Source organism: Streptomyces sp. 8N114, from assembly GCF_052245835.1.
Classification (GTDB): Bacteria; Actinomycetota; Actinomycetes; order Streptomycetales; family Streptomycetaceae; genus Streptomyces.
Genome location: NZ_JBQQBT010000001.1, coordinates 791,869 through 810,122 on the forward strand (window position 1 = coordinate 791,869; position 18,254 = coordinate 810,122).

17 protein-coding genes are annotated in these 18,254 nt (G+C 70.9%); 8 read left to right on the forward strand and 9 right to left on the reverse strand.

Annotated elements, in window-relative coordinates; genetic code table 11:
* The first annotated feature begins 105 nt into the window (after positions 1-105).
* Positions 106-549: an acyl-CoA thioesterase gene (locus ACTWQF_RS03580; protein WP_443276953.1), complete on the forward strand. Its 444-nt coding sequence runs from the start codon at positions 106-108 to the stop codon at positions 547-549.
* 89 nt (positions 550-638) lie between these two features.
* Here the strand turns inward: ACTWQF_RS03580 and ACTWQF_RS03585 are convergent, their stop codons facing one another.
* On the reverse strand, positions 639-1,874 hold the full coding sequence (locus ACTWQF_RS03585; protein ID WP_443276955.1) for a L,D-transpeptidase: 1,236 nt from the start codon (positions 1,872-1,874) through the stop codon (positions 639-641).
* 522 nt (positions 1,875-2,396) lie between these two features.
* Positions 2,397-3,950: a histidine ammonia-lyase gene (gene hutH / locus ACTWQF_RS03590; protein ID WP_443276956.1), complete on the reverse strand. Its 1,554-nt coding sequence runs from the start codon at positions 3,948-3,950 to the stop codon at positions 2,397-2,399.
* 143 nt (positions 3,951-4,093) lie between these two features.
* Between hutH and ACTWQF_RS03595 the strand changes: the two genes are divergently transcribed.
* Both ACTWQF_RS03595 and ACTWQF_RS03600 read left to right on the forward strand, forming a co-directional pair.
* Positions 4,094-4,696: a TetR/AcrR family transcriptional regulator gene (locus ACTWQF_RS03595; RefSeq protein ID WP_443276958.1), complete on the forward strand. Its 603-nt coding sequence runs from the start codon at positions 4,094-4,096 to the stop codon at positions 4,694-4,696.
* Between the two features lie 9 nt (positions 4,697-4,705).
* Positions 4,706-5,554 (forward strand): alpha/beta fold hydrolase, encoded by an 849-nt coding sequence (locus tag ACTWQF_RS03600; protein ID WP_443276959.1) that lies wholly within the window; start codon positions 4,706-4,708, stop codon positions 5,552-5,554.
* Between the two features lie 115 nt (positions 5,555-5,669).
* Here the strand turns inward: ACTWQF_RS03600 and ACTWQF_RS03605 are convergent, their stop codons facing one another.
* The 4 genes from ACTWQF_RS03605 to ACTWQF_RS03620 form a co-directional block, all read right to left on the reverse strand.
* A complete protein-coding gene (locus ACTWQF_RS03605) occupies positions 5,670-6,920 on the reverse strand; it encodes a GGDEF domain-containing protein (RefSeq protein ID WP_443276960.1) in 1,251 nt (416 codons plus the stop codon).
* 144 nt (positions 6,921-7,064) lie between these two features.
* Positions 7,065-7,874: an enoyl-CoA hydratase/isomerase family protein gene (locus tag ACTWQF_RS03610; RefSeq protein ID WP_443276961.1), complete on the reverse strand. Its 810-nt coding sequence runs from the start codon at positions 7,872-7,874 to the stop codon at positions 7,065-7,067.
* A 20-nt stretch (positions 7,875-7,894) separates the two neighbouring features.
* Positions 7,895-9,262 (reverse strand): adenylate/guanylate cyclase domain-containing protein, encoded by a 1,368-nt coding sequence (locus ACTWQF_RS03615; protein WP_443276962.1) that lies wholly within the window; start codon positions 9,260-9,262, stop codon positions 7,895-7,897.
* A 165-nt stretch (positions 9,263-9,427) separates the two neighbouring features.
* Positions 9,428-10,276: a biotin--[acetyl-CoA-carboxylase] ligase gene (locus ACTWQF_RS03620; RefSeq protein ID WP_443276963.1), complete on the reverse strand. Its 849-nt coding sequence runs from the start codon at positions 10,274-10,276 to the stop codon at positions 9,428-9,430.
* 231 nt (positions 10,277-10,507) lie between these two features.
* Between ACTWQF_RS03620 and ACTWQF_RS03625 the strand changes: the two genes are divergently transcribed.
* From ACTWQF_RS03625 to ACTWQF_RS03640, 4 genes are all read left to right on the forward strand, one after another.
* Entirely contained in the window at positions 10,508-12,112 is a 1,605-nt protein-coding gene (locus tag ACTWQF_RS03625) for an acyl-CoA carboxylase subunit beta (protein WP_443276964.1), read from the forward strand.
* Between the two features lie 10 nt (positions 12,113-12,122).
* Positions 12,123-12,392 (forward strand): acyl-CoA carboxylase subunit epsilon, encoded by a 270-nt coding sequence (locus ACTWQF_RS03630; protein ID WP_443276965.1) that lies wholly within the window; start codon positions 12,123-12,125, stop codon positions 12,390-12,392.
* Between the two features lie 85 nt (positions 12,393-12,477).
* Positions 12,478-12,615, forward strand: a complete 138-nt coding sequence (gene mmpB / locus ACTWQF_RS03635) for a morphogenic membrane protein MmpB (protein WP_443276966.1) — start codon at positions 12,478-12,480, stop codon at positions 12,613-12,615.
* 58 nt (positions 12,616-12,673) lie between these two features.
* The gene (locus ACTWQF_RS03640; protein WP_443276967.1) at positions 12,674-13,288 is read left to right on the forward strand and encodes a Maf family protein; all 615 of its coding nucleotides are present in this window, start codon (positions 12,674-12,676) and stop codon (positions 13,286-13,288) included.
* On the opposite strand, the gene ACTWQF_RS03645 is transcribed toward ACTWQF_RS03640, so the two are convergent.
* The gene (locus ACTWQF_RS03645) at positions 13,263-13,736 is read right to left on the reverse strand and encodes a hypothetical protein (protein WP_443276968.1); all 474 of its coding nucleotides are present in this window, start codon (positions 13,734-13,736) and stop codon (positions 13,263-13,265) included. The two genes, ACTWQF_RS03640 and ACTWQF_RS03645, sit on opposite strands and share 26 nt — an antisense overlap.
* 446 nt (positions 13,737-14,182) lie before the next feature.
* On the opposite strand from ACTWQF_RS03645, the gene ACTWQF_RS03650 reads away from it, so the two are divergent.
* On the forward strand, positions 14,183-15,967 hold the full coding sequence (locus ACTWQF_RS03650; protein WP_443276969.1) for an ATP-binding protein: 1,785 nt from the start codon (positions 14,183-14,185) through the stop codon (positions 15,965-15,967).
* A gap of 74 nt (positions 15,968-16,041) precedes the next feature.
* Here ACTWQF_RS03650 and ACTWQF_RS03655 read toward each other — a convergent pair whose 3' ends face one another.
* Both ACTWQF_RS03655 and ACTWQF_RS03660 read right to left on the reverse strand, forming a co-directional pair.
* Complete coding sequence (locus ACTWQF_RS03655; RefSeq protein WP_443276970.1) at positions 16,042-17,208, reverse strand: CapA family protein; 1,167 nt, start codon at positions 17,206-17,208, stop codon at positions 16,042-16,044.
* 95 nt (positions 17,209-17,303) lie between these two features.
* Complete coding sequence (locus tag ACTWQF_RS03660) at positions 17,304-18,221, reverse strand: DeoR/GlpR family DNA-binding transcription regulator (RefSeq protein ID WP_443276971.1); 918 nt, start codon at positions 18,219-18,221, stop codon at positions 17,304-17,306.
* Positions 18,222-18,254 lie beyond the last annotated feature (33 nt).

Genomic DNA, 18,254 nt, shown 5'->3' on the forward strand with positions numbered 1-18,254 from the left:
GATTGCTGTGTAGCGTGACCAGTGCCGCCGCGCCGGGCGGCAGGGGCGATGACGCCGCAGGCAATGGCGGGCCCCACGGAGGGTGCCGCGAGATGAAGGAGCACCGTGTCAGACGCACGTTTGGACAGCGAGCCGTTCACCGTTCCGGTGACGGTGCGGGGCTACGAGACGGACACCCAGGGGCATCTGAATCAGGCCGTGTACCTCCAGTACGGGGAGCATGCGCGCTGGTCGCTGCTGAAGGCGGCCGGTATCGAGCAGACCGCTCTGGTCGCCTCGGGCATCGGCCCGGTCACCCTGGAGCAGACCCTGCGCTACAAGGCCGAGTTGCGGGCCGGGGACGAGGTGACGGTCAGCTGCGCCTTCGAGTGGAGCGATCGCAAGGTCTTCGGGGTGCGCCAGCTCATCTGTAAGACGGACGGCACACTGGCCGCCGAACTGACCGGCTTGGGCGGGATCATGGATCTGAGCGCCCGGCGCCTGGTGGCCGACCCCGGCGGGGCGCTGCGCGAACTGGCCACCGATCCCAAGCTGCTGGGACTGGAGTAGTGCCGTTCCGCATCGCACATGACTGTGGGCCCCGCACTCGGCGGGGCCCACAGTCATGGTGAGGCGTTCAGTTGCTCAGCGGCCCTGACTCAGAGCGCGGAGCCGGCCTTCCACTCCGACCAGCTCATGTTCCAGCCGTTGAGGCCGTTCTCGGGCTGGATCGTCTTGTCGGGCGAGCCCTTGACCACCACGAGGTCGCCGATCATCGAGTTCTCGTAGAACCAGCCGCCGTCCGTGGAGGTGCTGCCCGCGCCACGGTTGTCCTTCAGACCGACACAGCCGTGGCTGGTGTTGCCGGAGCCGAAGGGGGCGCCCCAGTAGTTGCCGTGGATGAAGGTGCCGGAGGTGGACAGCCGCATGGCATGCGGGACGTCCTTGATGTCGTAACCCTCGGCGCCCTTACGGCCGAACCCGACCGTGTTGCCGTCCATCCGGGTCTCCTTGTGCTTCTCGGAGATCACCATCTGGCCGTTGTACGTCGGGTTCGCGGCGCTTCCGGCGGAGATCGGGATGGTCTTGAGGACCTTGCCGTCGCGCTCGACCTTCATCTTGTGCGACTTCACGTCGACCGTGCTGACCTGCTTGCGGCCGATGTTGAAGGTGACCTTCTTGTCCTGGACGCCGACGTTGCCGTTGCCCGCTTCCACTCCGTCGAGCTTGAGGTCGAGGGTGACCTTGGAGTTGGGCTTCCAGTACTCCTGCGGACGGAAGTCGAGCCGGTCGTTGCCGAACCAGTGGCCGACGACCTCCTGGCCGCTGGTCGAGTTGACCTTGATTGCGGACTCGACGGCCTTCTTGTTCTGGATCTGCTTGTCGAAGGTGATGGACACCGGCATGCCGACGCCGACCGTGGAGCCGTCCTCACCGGCGTAGGTGCCGATGAAGCTGTGCTCGGGCGCGACAGTGGTGAAGGTGTGGTTCTCCACAGCCTTGCGTCCGTCGCCGTCCTTGGCCGTCGCGCTGATCTCGTACTTGGTGGCGCGCTCGAGCTGCTGCTTGGGCTTCCAGCTCTTGCCGTCGGAGGAGAGGGTGCCCTCGACGGTGGTGCCGCTCTGGGTCGCCTTGAGGCTCACTTTGGTGAGCTTGCCGCCCTTGACGGAGACATTGGCGCCGTTGTTGATGCTGGCGTTGTCCTCGCCGTCCTTCGCGGGGATCTTTATTCGGGCGGCCGAGGTGTCCTTCTCAGCATTGGATATGTCGTTCTTCGCGGCCGACTTCTCGGTGTCGCCGCCATCGTCACCGCCGCTGCAGGCGCTCAGCGTGAGCACCCCACCGAGCAGCGCGGCCGTGACCGCGAGACCCTTGCGGTGCTTCCCCACCGTCATCACTGGCTTCTCCATCTGCCTTCAGAACCCCATGTCTCCCCGGTAAAGCTGCGCAGCCCCCACAGCGCCCGAAATCGGACATGTGCGCTCCAGCTCCATGCACAGGAACGCACGAGGGACTATGACCGGTTCCACTTTCTGTAAAACTGTGGTCCAGGACACCTATCCGCCTGGTTTGCGAACCCTTCCGGTTCCCAGGAAAAGCGGAAGTATGCCTTCCCCCTCGCCTCCGCCACTCAGTAACATCGGCCCGCGTACGGTCAGTTCACACTGATCCCCCGAGCTGTACGTCGCACCCACATACCTGGAGGGCGTTTCGTGTCCGAGGCCGGACCCTCGAAGCTGTCAGTCCACCGCCGCCCCCTGGCCACCGCTGCGGCGGCCGGCGGCGTACTGTTCGCCCTTTGGTTCGTGCCCACAGCCAACGCTACCCCCGAAAAACCTGACCATCCCACCCATCACAGCAACACTGTGACGCGGTTGGAACATGGCCAGGGCGCGGAGTAGTCCCGCTGCGACGGTCTAGGCCAGCGGCCCGGTGGCCGACTCCGCGGCGGCCACCAGCGCACCAGACCGGACAAATCCCTCAGTGGCCGCCAAATCCGGCGCGAGGTACCGGTCCCCACCGGGCCCCTCGGCCCCGGTCTTCCGCAGCGCGGCCACCACGGCCTGGGCGGCAGCTCCCGGAACCAGCCCGGCCGTCCCGGAGCGGAGCTCGATGGCCCGCGTGGCCGCGTACACCTCGACGGCGATCACCCGGGCCAGTCCGTCCACGGCCGTACGCAGTTTCCGCGCCGCGGACCAGCCCATGGACACATGGTCCTCCTGCATCGCGGAGGAGGGGATCGAGTCCACCGACGCGGGTACCGCCAGCCGCTTCAGCTCGCTGACCAGCGCCGCCTGCGTGTACTGGGCGATCATCAGCCCCGAGTCGACCCCGGCGTCGTGGGCGAGGAACGGCGGCAGACCGTGCGAGCGGTTCTTGTCGAGCAGCCGGTCCGTACGCCGCTCCGCGATGGAGGCGAGGTCGGCGGCGGCGACGGCGAGGAAGTCGAGAACGTAGGCGACCGGCGCGCCGTGGAAGTTGCCGTTGGACTCCACCCGCCCGTCGGGCAGCACGACGGGGTTGTCCACGGCCGAGGCCAGCTCCCGTTCGGCGACCGTACGGGCGTGCGCCAGGGTGTCCCGGCCCGCGCCGGCGACCTGCGGAGCGCACCGTACGGAGTAGGCGTCCTGCACCCGTGGCGCGTCGTCCTGGTGGTGCCCGGTCAGCCCTGAACCGGCCAGCACCTTGAGCATGTTGGCGGCGCTGGCGGCCTGGCCCGGGTGCGGCCGGATGGCGTGCAGCTCGGGCGCGAGCACCCGGTCCGTGCCCAGCAGCGCCTCCAGCGACAGGGCCGCGGAGATGTCGGCCGAGGTGAACAGGCGCGCGAGGTCGGCGCAGGCCATCAGCAGCATGCCGAGCATGCCGTCGGTGCCGTTGAGGAGGGCCAGCCCCTCCTTCTCGCGCAGTTCCACGGGGGTGAGGCCGTGCTCGGCGAGCAGTTCGCCGGTCGGCCGCAGCACGCCGTCGGGGCCCTCCGCCTCGCCCTCGCCCATCAGCGTGAGGGCGCAGTGCGAGAGCGGGGCGAGGTCGCCGGAGCAGCCGAGGGATCCGTACTCGTGCACGACAGGAGTGATGCCCGCGTTCAGCAGGTCCGCCATGGCCTGGGCGACCTCGGGGCGTACTCCGGTGCGGCCGGAGGCGAGGGTCTTCAGCCGCAGGAACATCAGTGCGCGCACCACCTCGCGCTCCACCCGCGGGCCCATGCCGGCGGCGTGCGAGCGGACGATGTTGCGCTGGAGCTGAGCGCGCAGGTCAGGGCCGATGTGGCGGACGGCAAGGGCGCCGAAGCCGGTGGAGACGCCGTAGACGGGGTCGGGCTTGGCAGCGAGGTCGTCGATGAAGCGGCGAGCGGTACGCAGCGCCTCCAGCGCCTCCTGGTGCAGCTCGATGCGGGCACCGTCCCGGGCGACGGCGATGACCTCCTCGGGGCTGGTGCCCGAGCTTCCGACCACCACAGTGTGCATATTCATATTCACGAACCCTAGTGAGTGAATTGCGATCTGTCACGGGCGACGGGGCCCACTCTGCCTAGGATAAATAGCTTTCTTCCTAGGACCTCTAGTTTTACGATCTGCACCATACGGCCACGAGCGGGAGAGGCGGGTGGCGGCGCATGGTGCGCGCGGGTCTTACGGCGGAACGGGTCGTCCAGGCGGCGGCCGAACTGGCGGACGAGGTGGGCCTGGACAACGTCACGCTGTCCGCGCTGGCCCGGAGGTTCGGCGTCAAGGACGCCAGCCTCTACTCCCACGTCCGCAGCCTCTCCGACCTGCGTACCCGGCTGTGCGTGCTGGCAGCGCGCGAGATGACCGACCGGATCGGCGCCGCCGTCGCCGGGCGCGCGGGCAAGGACGCGCTGATCGCGTTCGCCGACGCCTACCGCGGCTACGCCCTCGACCACCCCGGGCGCTACGCCGCAGGCCAGCTGCAGATCGACCCGGCGGTGGCCGCCGAGTCGGTCGGCCACCGCCGCAGCATCGATCTGACATACGGGATGCTCCGCGCCTACGGCCTCCGGGAGCCCGATCTGACCGACGCCGGGCGGCTGCTGCGCAGCACCTTCCACGGCTACGCCGATCTGGAGACCCGCACCGGCTTCAGTCACCCCCGGCGGCTCGACGACTCCTGGCACCGCTCCCTGGAGGCGCTGCACTTCCTGTTGGAGAACTGGCCGCCTTCCGGAGAACCGGACGACGACACCTCAGCAGACGCATGAAGGAGACCTATGAACGACCGACCCACCAACACCACCGAGCCCCGCATCGGCACCCTGCCCGTCCCGGGCGCCACCCTCCACTACGAGGTACGCGGCTCAGGGCCGCTGCTGCTGCTCATACCGGGCGGCGCCGGTGGCCTGGCAGTCTTCCAGGGCGTTGCGGAAGCGCTCGCCGACCGCTTCACCGTGGCGAGCTACGACCCGCGCGGTATCGGCGCCAGCACGCTGGACGTACCCGGCAAGGACCAGCAGGCCGAGGTGCACGCGGCCGATGCGCACCGCCTGCTCGACCTGTTCTCGCCCACCGAGCCCGGCTATGTCTGCGGCACCAGCTCCGGCGGCATCGTCGCCGTCGAACTGCTGGCCCGGCACCCGGAGCGGGTCCGCCTCGCCGTCGCACACGAGCCGCCGCTCGCCCGGATGCCGGCGGAACCCGAAGCCGCGCTGACCGCCTTCGCGGAGATCGGCGACATCGCCGTACGCGAGGGGGTCGGCCCCGCCTACCAGCGGATGGGCGCTGCCATGGGCGAGGCGGAGCCGGTCGAGGACGAGGCGGGTGAGCCGGAGCCGATGTCCGCGCGGTTGCGGGCGACCGTGGAGGCGAGCAGTGCCCAGTTCCTCCAGCACATGCTGAAGCCCTTCACCCACCACAGCCCGGACCTCGCCCGGCTGAAGGCCGCCTCGGACCGGCTCGTCGTCGGCGTCGGCCGCACCTCGCGCGGGCAGCTCCCGCACACCCTCGCCACGGCGCTGGCGGAGAACGTGGGCGCGGAGTGCCGTGCCTTCCCGGGTGGCCACATCGGCAGTGTCGAGTACCCCGCCGCGTTTGCGCGTGCGCTGGCTGCCACGCTGCTCTGATGAGGGGCTACCCCTGCCCGGACTTCGCAGGCTGCGGGTGCTCCCCCAAGCTCTTCGAGCAGGGAGGTACCCCCAGGCTGGTCGCGCAGTTCCCCGCGCCCCTGACGGGGCGCGATCAGCTGCGGCGGAAGCGGCGGCGTTCCGGGGTGGGGGGCAGTGGGTCGGGGGTGGCGGCCAGCCGCACCGTGGGGTCCTGGGGCCCGCCCTCCCGGCCCGCCACCACCGGCTTGCCGGAACGCAGCGCCTTGGCGCGGTACTGGGCCGCGTCCGCGAGCCGGAAGATCCGGTGTGCGGTACGCACTTCGCCGACCGGATCGCCGGTGGAGGCGACCCCGCAGGCCACGCCCTCCCCCAGCTCCAGTTCGGCCGCGCCCCGGCACAGCTCGTCCGCGGCACGTACGACCTCGTCGGCGGTGGGCCCGACGGCCAGCAGACAGAACTCGTCCCCGCCGAGCCGTCCGGCCAGTGCGCCGGGCAGCGTCGCCGCACCGGCGGACAGGACGGCGGCGAACCGCTCCAGCAGCCGGTCGCCGGCCTCGTGCCCCTGTGCGTCGTTGACGCCCTTGAGCCCGTTGATGTCGCAGACGACGAGGCTGACGACGGTGCCCAGATCGCGGTGGAGTTCGACGGCCTCGTCCAGCCGGTTCTCGATGGCGCGGCGGTTGGCCAGGCCGGTGAGGGGATCGGTGTAGGCGAGTCGGCGGACCTCTTCCAGCCGCTCGTTCTGCGCGATGCCGGAGGCTATGAGGGCTGCGAGCACCGCGGCGAAGTCGGCGTCGTCCCGGGTGAAGGGGGGCGTCGCGGCGGGCCGGGCCACGTACAGCTCGCCCCAGGCCCTGCCGTGCAGCACTATCGGCGCGATCACGCAGGAGCCACGGCCCCTGCGGCGCAGCGCTGCCACCCGCCGATAGCTGTGTGCGGCCTCGCCCTCGGCCTCCGCGGTCTCCTCGGGCCCGTCGCCCTCCACCCACGCCTGCGGCCTGCCGCCGCCCGCCCACCACTCGTGCAGCAACTCGGCGACCTGCGGGAAGTCGCGTACGGGATACGACTCGTCGGTGGGGAACTCGGCCTCCTCCGGCGCCCGCTCCCCCACGTTGACCAGCACTCGCAGCCGGCCGCGTGCCCGCTCCCAGACGGATATCGACGCGAAGGCGCCGCCCATCGCCTCGCAGGCGCCCCATGCGGCCGCGTGGGCTATGTCCCGGTGGGAGAGCGCGGCGGCTGCCTCCGGCTCGTCCTCGTCGTAGGGGTGCGGGCGGGCCGTCGCGGGCGCAGACGTCTGTGCTGCCGCCATGGCCTGGGACAGCCCTACGACAGCGCTGAGGCGCGCGTCCGCGTCCTCGCCGCCCGCTCCTGTTCCGCCCATACCGCCAAGATTAGGAGGCTTCGCCCCGTTCTGCCGCGCAGACCCCTGCGGAGAGCCTCACTCTACGAAGAAAGCCGCAGTCTTGCCGGGGAATCGCAACTGTCCTGGGGCGAGGTCGCCGTAGTCCCTTCCCCGGCCGGTCGGTCACTTTCCCGGCCAGTCCGGCTTCCGCTTCTCGTTGAAGGCGGCTACGCCCTCTGCGCGGTCGCCCGAGAAGGCGACGGTGCGCCAGGCGGCCTCCTCCACCTCCAGTCCTGCGCGCAGGTCCATGCCCCATCCGGTGCGCAGCGCCCGCTTGGCGGCCCGCAGCCCGACCGGTGAGTTGGCGGCGATCCGCTCCGCCAGCGCCAGCGCCTCGCTGCGGTCCTCGCCCTCCGCGGCGAGCAGGTCGACCATGCCGAGCGCGTGCGCCTCGCCGGCCGCCACCCGGCGCGCCGAGAAGATCAGCTCGGCGGCGCGGGCCGCACCCACCCGGCGCGGCAGCAACTGGGTGCCGCCCCCGCCGGGCACCACGCCGACCGACACCTCGGGCAGCCCCACCACGGCCGTGGGGTCGGCGACGATCAGATCGCAGGAGAGCGCCAGTTCGTACCCGCCGCCCAGCGCATAGCCGTGCACGGCGGCGATGGTGGGCATCGGCAGCTCCAGCACCCCGTTGTAGGCCGCCCGGGAGTGCGGGCGCTGCGCGGCCAGCTCCGCATCGCTGAGGGAGTTGCGCTCCTTCAGGTCGGCGCCGACGCAGAACGCACGCTCGTGCGTGGAAGTCAGCACAGTGGCCCGTACGTCGCCGTCCCGCGCGAGCGCGGCACACGCGTCGGCGAGCGCGCCCGCGAACGCCGTCGACACCGCGTTCATGGCACCCCGCCGGTCCATCACCAGCTCCGCGACGTGCCCGTCCCTGCGGACCCGCACCCACTCCCCGAACGTCTGCTCGCTGAGATCATTGGCGTCCATGGCCCGTACGATAACGCTCGCTAACTTTGTTGGGTACGGCGCCGCAGCAGCCAGGGTTCCACCACGCCCAGCCCACGCACGGGCCGCTGGTAGAGGGGCTGGAGCGCGAACCGGTACCCGGACAGGTCCTCGCTCTCCTTCTCGGACTCCGGCGCGGCACCCGAGGCGGTCAGCTCGGCACGGAAGGCGCCGTCGACCAGCACAGTGTCCTTGGGCGCTATCGACGTCAGCCGGCTGGCGAGGTTGACCGTGTTGCCGAAGACGTCGCCCATCCGGGTCGTCATCGTGCCGAACGCGATGCCGACCCGCAGCTCGGGCATCGTCTCGTCGTTCGCCATCGTCTCGATCAGCCGCAGCCCGATCTCCGCCGCGGTGCTCGCGTCCTCGGCGACGTAGAGGATCTCGTCCCCGAGCGCCTTGATCAGCCGCCCGCCGTGCGCGGCGACCAGATCGGCGGAGGTGGTCTCGAACGCCTCCACCAGCTCGCCCAGTTCCTCGTCCTCCAGCCGCCGCGTCAGCCGGGTGAAGCCCACCAGGTCGGCGAAGCCGATCGCCTGCCGCCGGTTGACCATCTCCTCGTCGTCCTGCGCCTGTACGACCCGGCCCGTGGCCGCGGCCAGCTGCCGGCGCCACACGTAGACCAGGAACTCCTCCAGCTCGGGCAGCAGCAACTGCACCAACGGGAAGGTGACTTCGTTACGGGTCATGCCCGGCTCGGGCGGCTCGGTCAGTCCCATCAGGAAGGAGTCGATCTGCCAGTCCGCGAGCCGCGCCGTGGTCTGCCCCGTCGACCGGGCCACCTGCACCGCCATCGTCTCGCTCAGCAGCCCCGCCTCCACCAGACCCGACAGCCGCCGCAGCGCCAGCACGTCGGCCTCGGTCAGCGCACGGGCCTGCCCCACGTCGGCGAAGCCCATCGCCCGCCAGAACCGGGACGCCAGCTCCATGGAGACCCCGGCCGCGCGGGCGGCCTGGAACGGCGTGTACTGCCGTTGGGAGCCGAGGATGAGCTCCTCGATCCGCAGCGCGCTGGGATCGGGCTCGTCCTCCGGGTCCTCCCCCTCCTCGTCGTCCCCGACGGCGAACGGACCCCGCAGAGCGCCGTCCGCGGAGCCGATGGCGCCGGAGCCGTCACCCGGCGCCACCGCCTCACTGGGGGTAACGCTCCCGGTGTCGCTCCCGCCGTCGCTCCCCGCATCGCTACCGGCAGGGCTCGGCCCGGGGTGCTCCTGGGCTGCGGAACCGGCGGAACCGGGCGTTCCGCGGTCGGCGCCCTCGGCCGTGTCCGAGGCGCCCGGGGCCGCCGAGGACCCGGGCGCACCTCCCGGCCCGAGGCTGGGGGAGGAAGCCGCATTACGTTCGGGCATGCCCGGTTCGTCCACGGTCACCGCGGGCTCCCCGCACCCTCCGCGGCGTGGTGTCGCGGCCTCGCGTCGTCCCTGCGCACAGCCCTTCCGTTCCTCTTGCTCAACCTGCTCCGGGCCGGGACACCGCTGCCGTGTGGCACCCGATGTCACTGCCGATTGCCCACCATACGGCAGTTGTGCGCTACCTCACTCTTCAGCTGCGGGGCGCAGATGGACGATGTCACCGGCAGCAACCGGATGCTGTACGCCCTGTTCCGAGGCGATGATCAACCGGCCGTCGCCGTCCACCGCGACCGCCTCCCCCACCAGCTCGTTCCCGCCGGGCAGCATCGCCCGTACGGTCCTGCCGAGCGTGACGCAGCCCGCCGCGTACGCGTCCAGCAGAGCGCCGGCCGCGGCGTCGCCGTCGGCCGCCGTCCAGCGGCCGTACCAGTCCTCCACCGCCCGCAGTACCGCGCGCAGCAGCGGGTCCCGGTCGGTGCCCTGGGCACCAGCGAGGGCGAGCGAGCCGGCGGTGGGCACCGGCAGCTCGTCCTCGCGGAGGGTGACGTTGAGGCCGATGCCGAGGACGACGGAGTCCTCCCCGACGCGTTCCGCGAGGATTCCGCCGATCTTGCGTTCGCCGCCCTTGCCGGTGGTCAGTACGTCGTTGGGCCACTTGAGGCCGGTGTCGACGCCTGCAGAACGGGCGAGGGCGCCTGCGGCGGCCACGCCGCCGAGGAGTGGGAGCCAGCCCCAGCGCGTGGCCGGAGGGTCCGGCCGCAGCAGCATCGAGAAGAACAGTCCCGAACGGGGTGGAGCCGTCCACGAGCGGTCGAGACGGCCCTTGCCGGCCGTCTGCTCCTCCGCGACGAGGATGCTGCCCGGTGCGGCTGCGCCCTTGCGGGCGCGGTCGGCGAGCTCCGTGTTGGTCGAGCCGATCGACTCGACCACCTCCAGATCGGTCCAGATCGAACCCTCGCCGAGCAAAGCTTTGCGGAGTGCCGCCTGATTGAGAGGGGGGCGGTCGAGGTCAGACCAACGATTGGGCGTCATGCCGCCAGGCTATGGGTGGGTTCGCCTCTTGTGGGGGCACGCCTCTTCGCGTTTTCGGCTGCTGTCGACAGGTCGCGTCGAGGGGCTCCGCACCCCAACAGAGGGAGGGGGCCCAAGGATGGGCCCTCAAGCATGGGCGGGGATGTGTTCAACGCCGCACTCCGCAAATGGGCAGGTCGCCGATAGCCTACGGGTCGGTAGCCAACCCGCGACGGTAAGGAGCCCTCCGAGATGTCCTCGCCCAGCCCCGACATCGACGACCTCGACATCCACACCACCGCGGGCAAACTCGCGGATTTCGAGCGCCGCACCACGGAAGCCGTTCACGCGGGCTCCGAACGCGCAGTGGAGAAGCAGCACGCCAAGGGCAAGCTCACCGCACGCGAGCGCATCGAGCTGCTCCTCGACGAGGGTTCGTTCACGGAGCTGGACGAGTTCGCACGGCACCGCTCCACCAACTTCGGGCTGGAGAAGAACCGCCCGTACGGGGACGGCGTGGTCACCGGCTACGGCACCGTCGACGGCCGCCCCGTCTGCGTCTTCTCGCAGGACTTCACCATCTTCGGCGGCGCCCTCGGTGAGGTGTACGGCGAGAAGATCGTGAAGGTCATGGACTTCGCGCTGAAGACGGGCTGCCCCGTCGTCGGCATCAACGACGGCGGCGGCGCCCGCATCCAGGAAGGCGTGGCGGCACTCGGCCTGTTCGCGGAGATCTTCCGCCGGAACACCCATGCCTCCGGCGTGATCCCGCAGATTTCGCTGGTCCTCGGCCCGTGCGCGGGCGGCGCCGTGTATTCACCCGCGATCACGGACTTCACCGTGATGGTGGACCAGACGTCGCACATGTTCATCACGGGCCCGGACGTGATCAAGACGGTCACCGGTGAGGACGTCGGCTTCGAGGAGCTGGGCGGCGCCCGTACGCACAACGCCACCTCCGGCGTGGCGCACCACATGGCGGGCGACGAGAAGGACGCCATCGAGTATGTGAAGGCGCTGCTGTCGTACCTGCCGTCCAACAACCTCTCCGAACCGCCGGGCTACCCGGAGGAGGCGGACCTGGAGACCTCCGAGGAGGACCGGGAGCTCGACGTACTGATCCCGGACTCGGCGAACCAGCCGTACGACATGCACGCCGTCATCGAGCATGTGCTGGACGACGGCGAATTCCTGGAGACGCAGGCGCTGTTCGCCCCGAACATCGTCACCGGCTTCGGCCGCGTCGAGGGTCAGTCGGTGGGCGTGGTGGCCAACCAGCCGCTCCAGTTCGCGGGCTGTCTCAACATCGACGCGAGCGAGAAGGCGGCACGCTTCGTCCGTACCTGCGACGCCTTCAATATTCCGGTGCTCACTTTTGTGGATGTGCCGGGCTTTCTGCCCGGTACGGACCAGGAGTACGACGGGATCATCCGGCGCGGCGCCAAGCTGATCTTCGCGTACGCGGAGGCGACGGTGCCGCTGATCACAGTCATCACGCGGAAGGCGTTCGGCGGCGCGTACGACGTCATGGGCTCCAAGCACCTGGGCGCCGACCTCAACTTCGCCTGGCCCACCGCCCAGATCGCCGTGATGGGCGCGCAGGGCGCGGTCAACATCCTGCACCGCAAGAAGCTGGCCGCGGCCGGTACGCCCGAGGAGACCGAGGAGCTGCGTGCCCGGCTCACCCAGGAGTACGAGGACGCGCTGCTCAACCCGTATGTGGCGGCCGAGCGCGGCTATGTGGACGCGGTGATCCGCCCGGCGGAGACCCGCCGCCACATCACCCGCGGCCTGCGCACGCTGCGCACCAAGCGGGAACAGCTCCCGCCGAAGAAGCACGGCAACATCCCGCTGTGAGGAGGCCGCGATGACGACGGAGTCCATCGAAACCGTGCATGGAACCGCCGGGGGCCCGGCCGCGCCCGCCGAGCCGCCCATCCGCGTCGTACGGGGCAACCCCACGCCCGAGGAGCTGGCGGCGGCGCTGGCGGTGGTGCGGGTCCGTGCTTCCGCCGCGGCGGCCGGGGAGCCCCAGCGGCCGGCGCCGAGCGCCTGGTCCGACCCGGCCCGCACCGTTCCGGGCCCCCTGCCCACGCCGGGCCCTGGCGCCTGGCGCCGTACGTTCTGGCCCGGCTGACCGGTATCCGGCGCGCTCGCGTGGGGGCCTGCGGCTGAGTACGCGTACTCAGGCGCAGGCACCTTCGCACGACCACCATGGGCGCATGCTGTGGTCGGACCCCCGAGACGAGCCGCCGCCGGAACTGAGCAGGACCCAGGAGCAGATGAACCGCCTCGGCTGGGTGCTGTTAGTCGTCACCGGGGTGGTGATGCTGCTGCTCCTGTCCGCCGCGTACTCATGAGCGCTCAGCTCACGAGTGCTCATGGGCGGCACGCGCGCCGACTCCTTACGATGGCGGCATGAACTCTCCGCGTCTCGTACTGGCCTCCGCTTCCCCTGCCCGTCTCGCGCTGCTGCGGCAGGCGGGGATGGCACCCGAGGTGGTCGTCAGCGGCGTGGACGAGGACGCGCTCAGCGCACCGACCCCCTCCGAGCTGGCCAGGGTCCTGGCCGAGGCGAAGGCGGCAGCGGTCGCCGGACGGGCGGAGACGGCGGGCGCGCTGGTCGTCGGCTGCGATTCGGTGCTGGAGCTCGACGGGCGTCCACTGGGCAAGCCCGCGGACGCCGAGGACGCGACGGCGCGCTGGAAGGACATGCGGGGCCGCTCCGGCGTCCTGCACACCGGGCACTGCGTCATCGACACCCGCGTCCCCGGAGAGGAAGGACGCCGCTCGGTGACTGCCTCCACGACGGTGCACTTCGGTGAGCCGACGGACGAGGAGATCGCGGCTTATGTCGCCAGCGGTGAACCCCTGCACGTGGCCGGGGCGTTCACGCTGGACGGCCGCTCGGGTCCGTTCGTCGACGGCATCGAGGGCGACCACGGCAATGTGCTGGGTCTCTCACTTCCCACGCTGCGCAGGCTGCTGCGCGAGCTGGGCGTCACCGTCACGGACCTGTGGGCTCCGCGCTGATCGCGGATCCGTCGACGGGCCGGCCGGCGGAACGGTCGACGGGCTGCTCCATCGCCTCGCCGTACCAGGTCAACGACCAGACGATCAGGCCGAGGACGGCCATCATCGCCAGGAAGGCCGGCCAGCCGACCAGGCCGACGGAGAAGGCACCGAGCACTCCATGCACCACGGCGCAGCTGATCAGCACGATGCGCAGCAAGCCGCGCGGCGGCACATCACGTATCGCTGTTCGGACCAGGATCAGCGCACAGCCGAGCACATAGCCGCCGACGAGCACGGCACCGATCACCGCCGAAACCGTCATGGCACGCGGGTCGATGCCCGCCAGGGACATCTGCTGGGCGTCGGCGACCTTGCCCAGGAAGAGATTGAGTCCTACGAGCACGGCTACTTCCACCGTCAGCACCAACGCGGTCACCGCGGCCACCGCCCGTCTGCGCCCTGCCACTTAGCCACCTCTTCCGTCGCCGCGCATCTGCGGTAAGCGGGCCGCCACTTGGCCACCCGCCCGCCGATGCGTTCCCGCTGCCCGCTCTGCTGTTTGCCGTTACGTGCTCTGCGTTACTCCAGGTATGTGCTCTTGGCAGGGCGAACGCTACTCACGGGTACAAGCCGGGGCAAGGGAATCGACGCAAAGCAAAATTTCGCTCTCCAAGTCGTAGGGACTCCACAAAGACGAGCCCTCCAGGCGCACGACTCCGACAGAGAGCTAGCCCACATGCCTGAGGCGGACGATCCCGCGCCGAATGCGGCGTACCGTGGGACAACGAGGGGAGATCCGGTTCTGCGCGACCCACGGGTGACACTCCGTGTGGGCAAGCTCACCCCCCTTGGCGGCTCGGCGTCAGGTGTCGCCTGTACCTAAACTCAGCTTGTTTCAAGGAGGGAGCCATCGTGCGCAAGGTGCTCATCGCCAACCGCGGCGAAATCGCCGTCCGCGTTGCCCGCGCGTGCCGGGATGCGGGGATCGCGAGCGTCGCCGTCTATGCCGAGCCGGACCGGGACGCGTTGCACGTCCGCGTGGCCGACGAGGCATTCGCCCTGGGCGGTGACACCCCGGCGGCGAGCTATCTGGATGTCACCAAGGTGCTGAAGGCCGCCGCCGATTCGGGCGCCGACGCCGTACACCCCGGCTACGGATTCCTCTCCGAGAACGCCGACTTCGCGCAGGCCGTCATCGACGCGGGCCTCAACTGGATCGGCCCGCCCCCGCAGGCCATCCGCGACCTGGGCGACAAGGTCGCGGCCCGGCACATCGCGCAGCGCGCGGGCGCCCCCCTCGTCGCGGGCACCAAGGACCCGGTCTCCGGCTCGGAGGAGGTCGTCGCCTTCGCCGAGGAGCACGGCCTGCCCATCGCCATCAAGGCCGCCTTCGGCGGCGGCGGGCGCGGTCTGAAGGTCGCCCGCACGCTGGAGGAGGTCCCCGAGCTGTACGACTCGGCGGTGCGCGAGGCCGTGGCCGCCTTCGGCCGCGGCGAGTGCTTCGTCGAGCGCTATCTCGACCGGCCCCGGCACGTGGAGACGCAGTGCCTGGCCGACAAGCACGGCAACGTGGTCGTCGTCTCCACCCGCGACTGCTCCCTCCAGCGCCGCCACCAGAAGCTGGTCGAGGAGGCCCCGGCGCCCTATCTGACGGACGAGCAGAACGCGGAACTCTACCGCGCGTCCAAGGCCATCCTTCGCGAGGCCGGTTACGAGGGCGCCGGTACCTGCGAGTTCCTCGTCGGCCAGGACGGCACCATCTCCTTCCTGGAGGTCAACACCCGCCTCCAGGTGGAGCACCCGGTGACGGAGGAGGTCACCGGCATCGACCTCGTCCGCGAGATGTTCCGGATCGCCGACGGCGAAGAGCTGGGCTACGACGACCCCCCGCTGCGCGGTCACTCCTTCGAGTTTCGTATCAACGGCGAGGACCCGGGCCGCAACTTCCTCCCGGCCCCCGGCACCGTCACCACCTTCGCCCCGCCGACCGGTCCCGGTGTCCGGCTCGACGCGGGTGTGGAGTCCGGCTCGGTGATCGGCCCGGCGTGGGACTCGCTGCTCGCCAAGCTCATCGTCTCCGGCGCCACCCGGCAGCAGGCCCTTCAGCGGGCGGCCCGCGCACTGGACGAGTTCGAGGTGACCGGCATGGCCACCGCGATCCCCTTCCACCGCACGGTGGTACGGGACACCGCCTTCGCCCCCGAGGTCAACGGCCGCGAGGGCGAGTCGTTCGACGTCCACACCCGGTGGATCGAGACGGAGTTCGTCAACGACATCAAGCCGTTCGCGGCTCCCGTCGTCGGAGAGACCGACGAGGAGGATGCCGCGGGTCGCGAGACCGTCGTCGTCGAGGTCGGCGGCAAGCGGCTGGAGGTCTCCCTCCCGTCCTCGCTGGGCATGCCGCTGGCGCGCGCCGCCGTCGAGGGCGGCGCCCGCAAGCCGCGGCGGAAGGCCGCCAAGAAGTCCGGCACCGCCGTCTCCGGCGACGCGCTCGCCTCTCCCATGCAGGGCACCATCGTCAAGGTCGCCGTCGAGGAGGGCCAGCAGGTCGAGGAGGGCGAACTCATCATCGTCCTGGAAGCGATGAAGATGGAGCAGCCGCTGAACGCGCACCGCGCCGGCACCGTGAAGGACCTCCAAGCGGAGATCGGCGCCTCGGTGACGTCCGGCGCCGTCATCTGCGAGATCAAGGACTGAAGCCTCGGCTTCTTCCCGCCGCCTGCTTTCGGCGGTGCCGAACCCACCCCAACCGGTGAGTTCGGCACCGCCGTTCACGTTTGCCGTGGCTGAGCACCGTTGCGGCGGGAAATGGTGCGGGCCCGTACCGTGAGAGCCCCGGGCGGGTCCGACTCGACCCGTGCTCCGAAGGGAGCGCTGACCCGATCGAGGGTCGCCCGTAGCCACTCGGTGTCTGCGGGCGACGCAGGCACGAGGCGGATCCGGCGGGCCTGAAAGGGGATGAGCCGCACGTCGGACGCCAGTCCGGTGTCCGCATCGAGCGTGACGGCGTAGAGCAGCCGCAGATCGTCGCGGTATGCGCCGTAACCGCCGATGCCCTCGTAGTCGTCGATGAAGTCCCCGCAGCCGTAGAGGACGAGCCTGCCCCGGTAGAGCTCGACGGGGCGCGGGTGGTGCGAGGAGTGACCGTGGACGAGGTCCAGCCCGCCGTCGATCAGCGCGTGCGCGAAACGCACCTGCTCGGGCGGTACGTCGTAGCCCCAGTTCGAGCCCCAGTGGACCGAGGCGACGGCGAGGTCGCCCGGGCGTTTCAACTCGGCCACCCGGCGGCCGACTTCCTCCGCGTCCGCGAGGGACGACTCCCGTACCAGGCGCACGCCCGGCCGCCTGCCCGTCGCGGCCCAGTGCCGGGGGATGCCGCTGGACGGCGACCCCAGCGAGACGACGAGCAGCCGGCCGCCGCTTTCCGCGCCGGGCCGGCCGAGCGGGACGACCGCCGGTGTCCGGGCCTCGGTCGCGTCCCGGCCCGCACCGGCCGTCCGCAGCCCGGCCTCCGCCAGGGTGTCGAGCGTTTCCACCAGCCCGCGTACGCCGAAGTCGAGCACGTGGTTGTTGGCCAGTACGGTCACGTCGGGCCGGGCGACGCCGAGGGCAGGCGCATTCGCGGGGCTCATCCGGTAGTGGACGTCCTTGCAGGGGGCGAAGTCGCCGTTGCGCGTGACGCTGGTCTCCAGGTTGCAGACCCTGGCGTCGGGGGCCAGTTCGTCGAGCGTGCGCAGGGCTTCGCCCCAGGGCCAGGCGAAGTCGGCCGGGCGTGGCACCGGCCCGTTCGCCGCCTCCGCGAGTGCGGCGTAATCCCCGGCATCCTGCATGAAGGGCTCGCGCAGCACGGGATCGCCGGGGTACGGCAGGATCTGATCGACGCCGCGCCCCAGCATGACGTCGCCGGTCAGGGCTAGCGTGACCGCGTTCCCGGACACGTCTCCACGGTAGTGGAGCCCTCTCATCCGCTGCTACTCGCCAGGGCTCTCGCGAGGGCTTCGCCTCGCGGGAGCCCGGCGATCTGCATCCCCTGCTAGCGACGCCTGGGAGCCAGGTCCGCCACCCGGGGCGGGCCCGCGGGGGCCGACCGCAGATGGGTGGGAGGGGCACCCCCTCCCTGGTTCGGGTTCCCGCCCTGGGAGGCGGCGGCCCGGCGCGGGGTGGGCATGGGGACCTCGGAGCGCCCCCTGTCATGGGGGGCCGGCGCGGTTCCGGCGACGGTGACCTGGACGCCGCGGTCGGCGAGGGCCTGCAACTCGGTGTCCGCGCGGTCGTCGTGCGGAGGTGGTTCGTCCGTCACGAGTCGGGTGATCACGTCGGTGGGCACCGTCTGGAACATGGTGTCGGTCCCCAGCTTGGTGTGGTCGGCGAGGACCACCACCTCGCCGGCCGCCTGCACCAGCGCCCGGTCCACGCTCGCGGAGAGCATGTTGGAGGTGGACAGCCCGCGCTCGGCCGTCAGTCCGCTTCCGGACAGGAAGGCGCGGGAGACCCGCAGCCCCTGGAGGGACTGCTCGGCGCCGCTGCCGACCAGCGCGTAGTTGGAGCCGCGCAGGGTGCCGCCGGTCATCACCACTTCCACGCGGTTGGCGTGCGCCAACGCCTGCGCCACCAGCAGCGAGTTGGTGACGACGGTCAGGCCCGGCACTCTCGCGAGCCGCCGCGCGAGCTCCTGTGTCGTCGTACCGGCTCCGACGACGACGGCCTCGCCCTCCGAGACGAGGCCAGCGGCGAGGTCGGCGATGGCCGTCTTCTCCGCGGTGGCCAGATGGGATTTCTGGGGGAAGCCGGACTCCCGGGTGAAGCCCCCCGGTAGCACGGCCCCGCCGTGACGGCGGTCGAGGAGTCCTTCGGCCTCCAGCGCCCGTACGTCACGGCGTACGGTCACCTCGGAGGTCTGGACGACGCGGGCCAGCTCGCGGAGCGAGACCGCTCCGTTAGCTCGCACCATTTCTAGGATCAATTGACGACGTTCCGCAGCGAA

Bases quoted from the DNA above. Each gene is read 5' to 3' on its own strand.
- ACTWQF_RS03640 (WP_443276967.1), top strand. From the start codon at position 12,674: ATGAACTCTCCGCGTCTCGTACTGGCCTCCGCTTCCCCTGCCCGTCTC.
- ACTWQF_RS03660 (WP_443276971.1), bottom strand. From the start codon at position 18,221: ATGGTGCGAGCTAACGGAGCGGTCTCGCTCCGCGAGCTGGCCCGCGTC.
- ACTWQF_RS03595 (WP_443276958.1), top strand. From the start codon at position 4,094: ATGGTGCGCGCGGGTCTTACGGCGGAACGGGTCGTCCAGGCGGCGGCC.
- ACTWQF_RS03625 (WP_443276964.1), top strand. From the start codon at position 10,508: ATGTCCTCGCCCAGCCCCGACATCGACGACCTCGACATCCACACCACC.
- hutH (WP_443276956.1), bottom strand. From the start codon at position 3,950: ATGAATATGCACACTGTGGTGGTCGGAAGCTCGGGCACCAGCCCCGAG.
- mmpB (WP_443276966.1), top strand. From the start codon at position 12,478: ATGCTGTGGTCGGACCCCCGAGACGAGCCGCCGCCGGAACTGAGCAGG.
- ACTWQF_RS03600 (WP_443276959.1), top strand. From the start codon at position 4,706: ATGAACGACCGACCCACCAACACCACCGAGCCCCGCATCGGCACCCTG.
- ACTWQF_RS03620 (WP_443276963.1), bottom strand. From the start codon at position 10,276: ATGACGCCCAATCGTTGGTCTGACCTCGACCGCCCCCCTCTCAATCAG.
- ACTWQF_RS03610 (WP_443276961.1), bottom strand. From the start codon at position 7,874: ATGGACGCCAATGATCTCAGCGAGCAGACGTTCGGGGAGTGGGTGCGG.
- ACTWQF_RS03585 (WP_443276955.1), bottom strand. From the start codon at position 1,874: ATGACGGTGGGGAAGCACCGCAAGGGTCTCGCGGTCACGGCCGCGCTG.
- ACTWQF_RS03605 (WP_443276960.1), bottom strand. From the start codon at position 6,920: ATGGGCGGAACAGGAGCGGGCGGCGAGGACGCGGACGCGCGCCTCAGC.
- ACTWQF_RS03630 (WP_443276965.1), top strand. From the start codon at position 12,123: ATGACGACGGAGTCCATCGAAACCGTGCATGGAACCGCCGGGGGCCCG.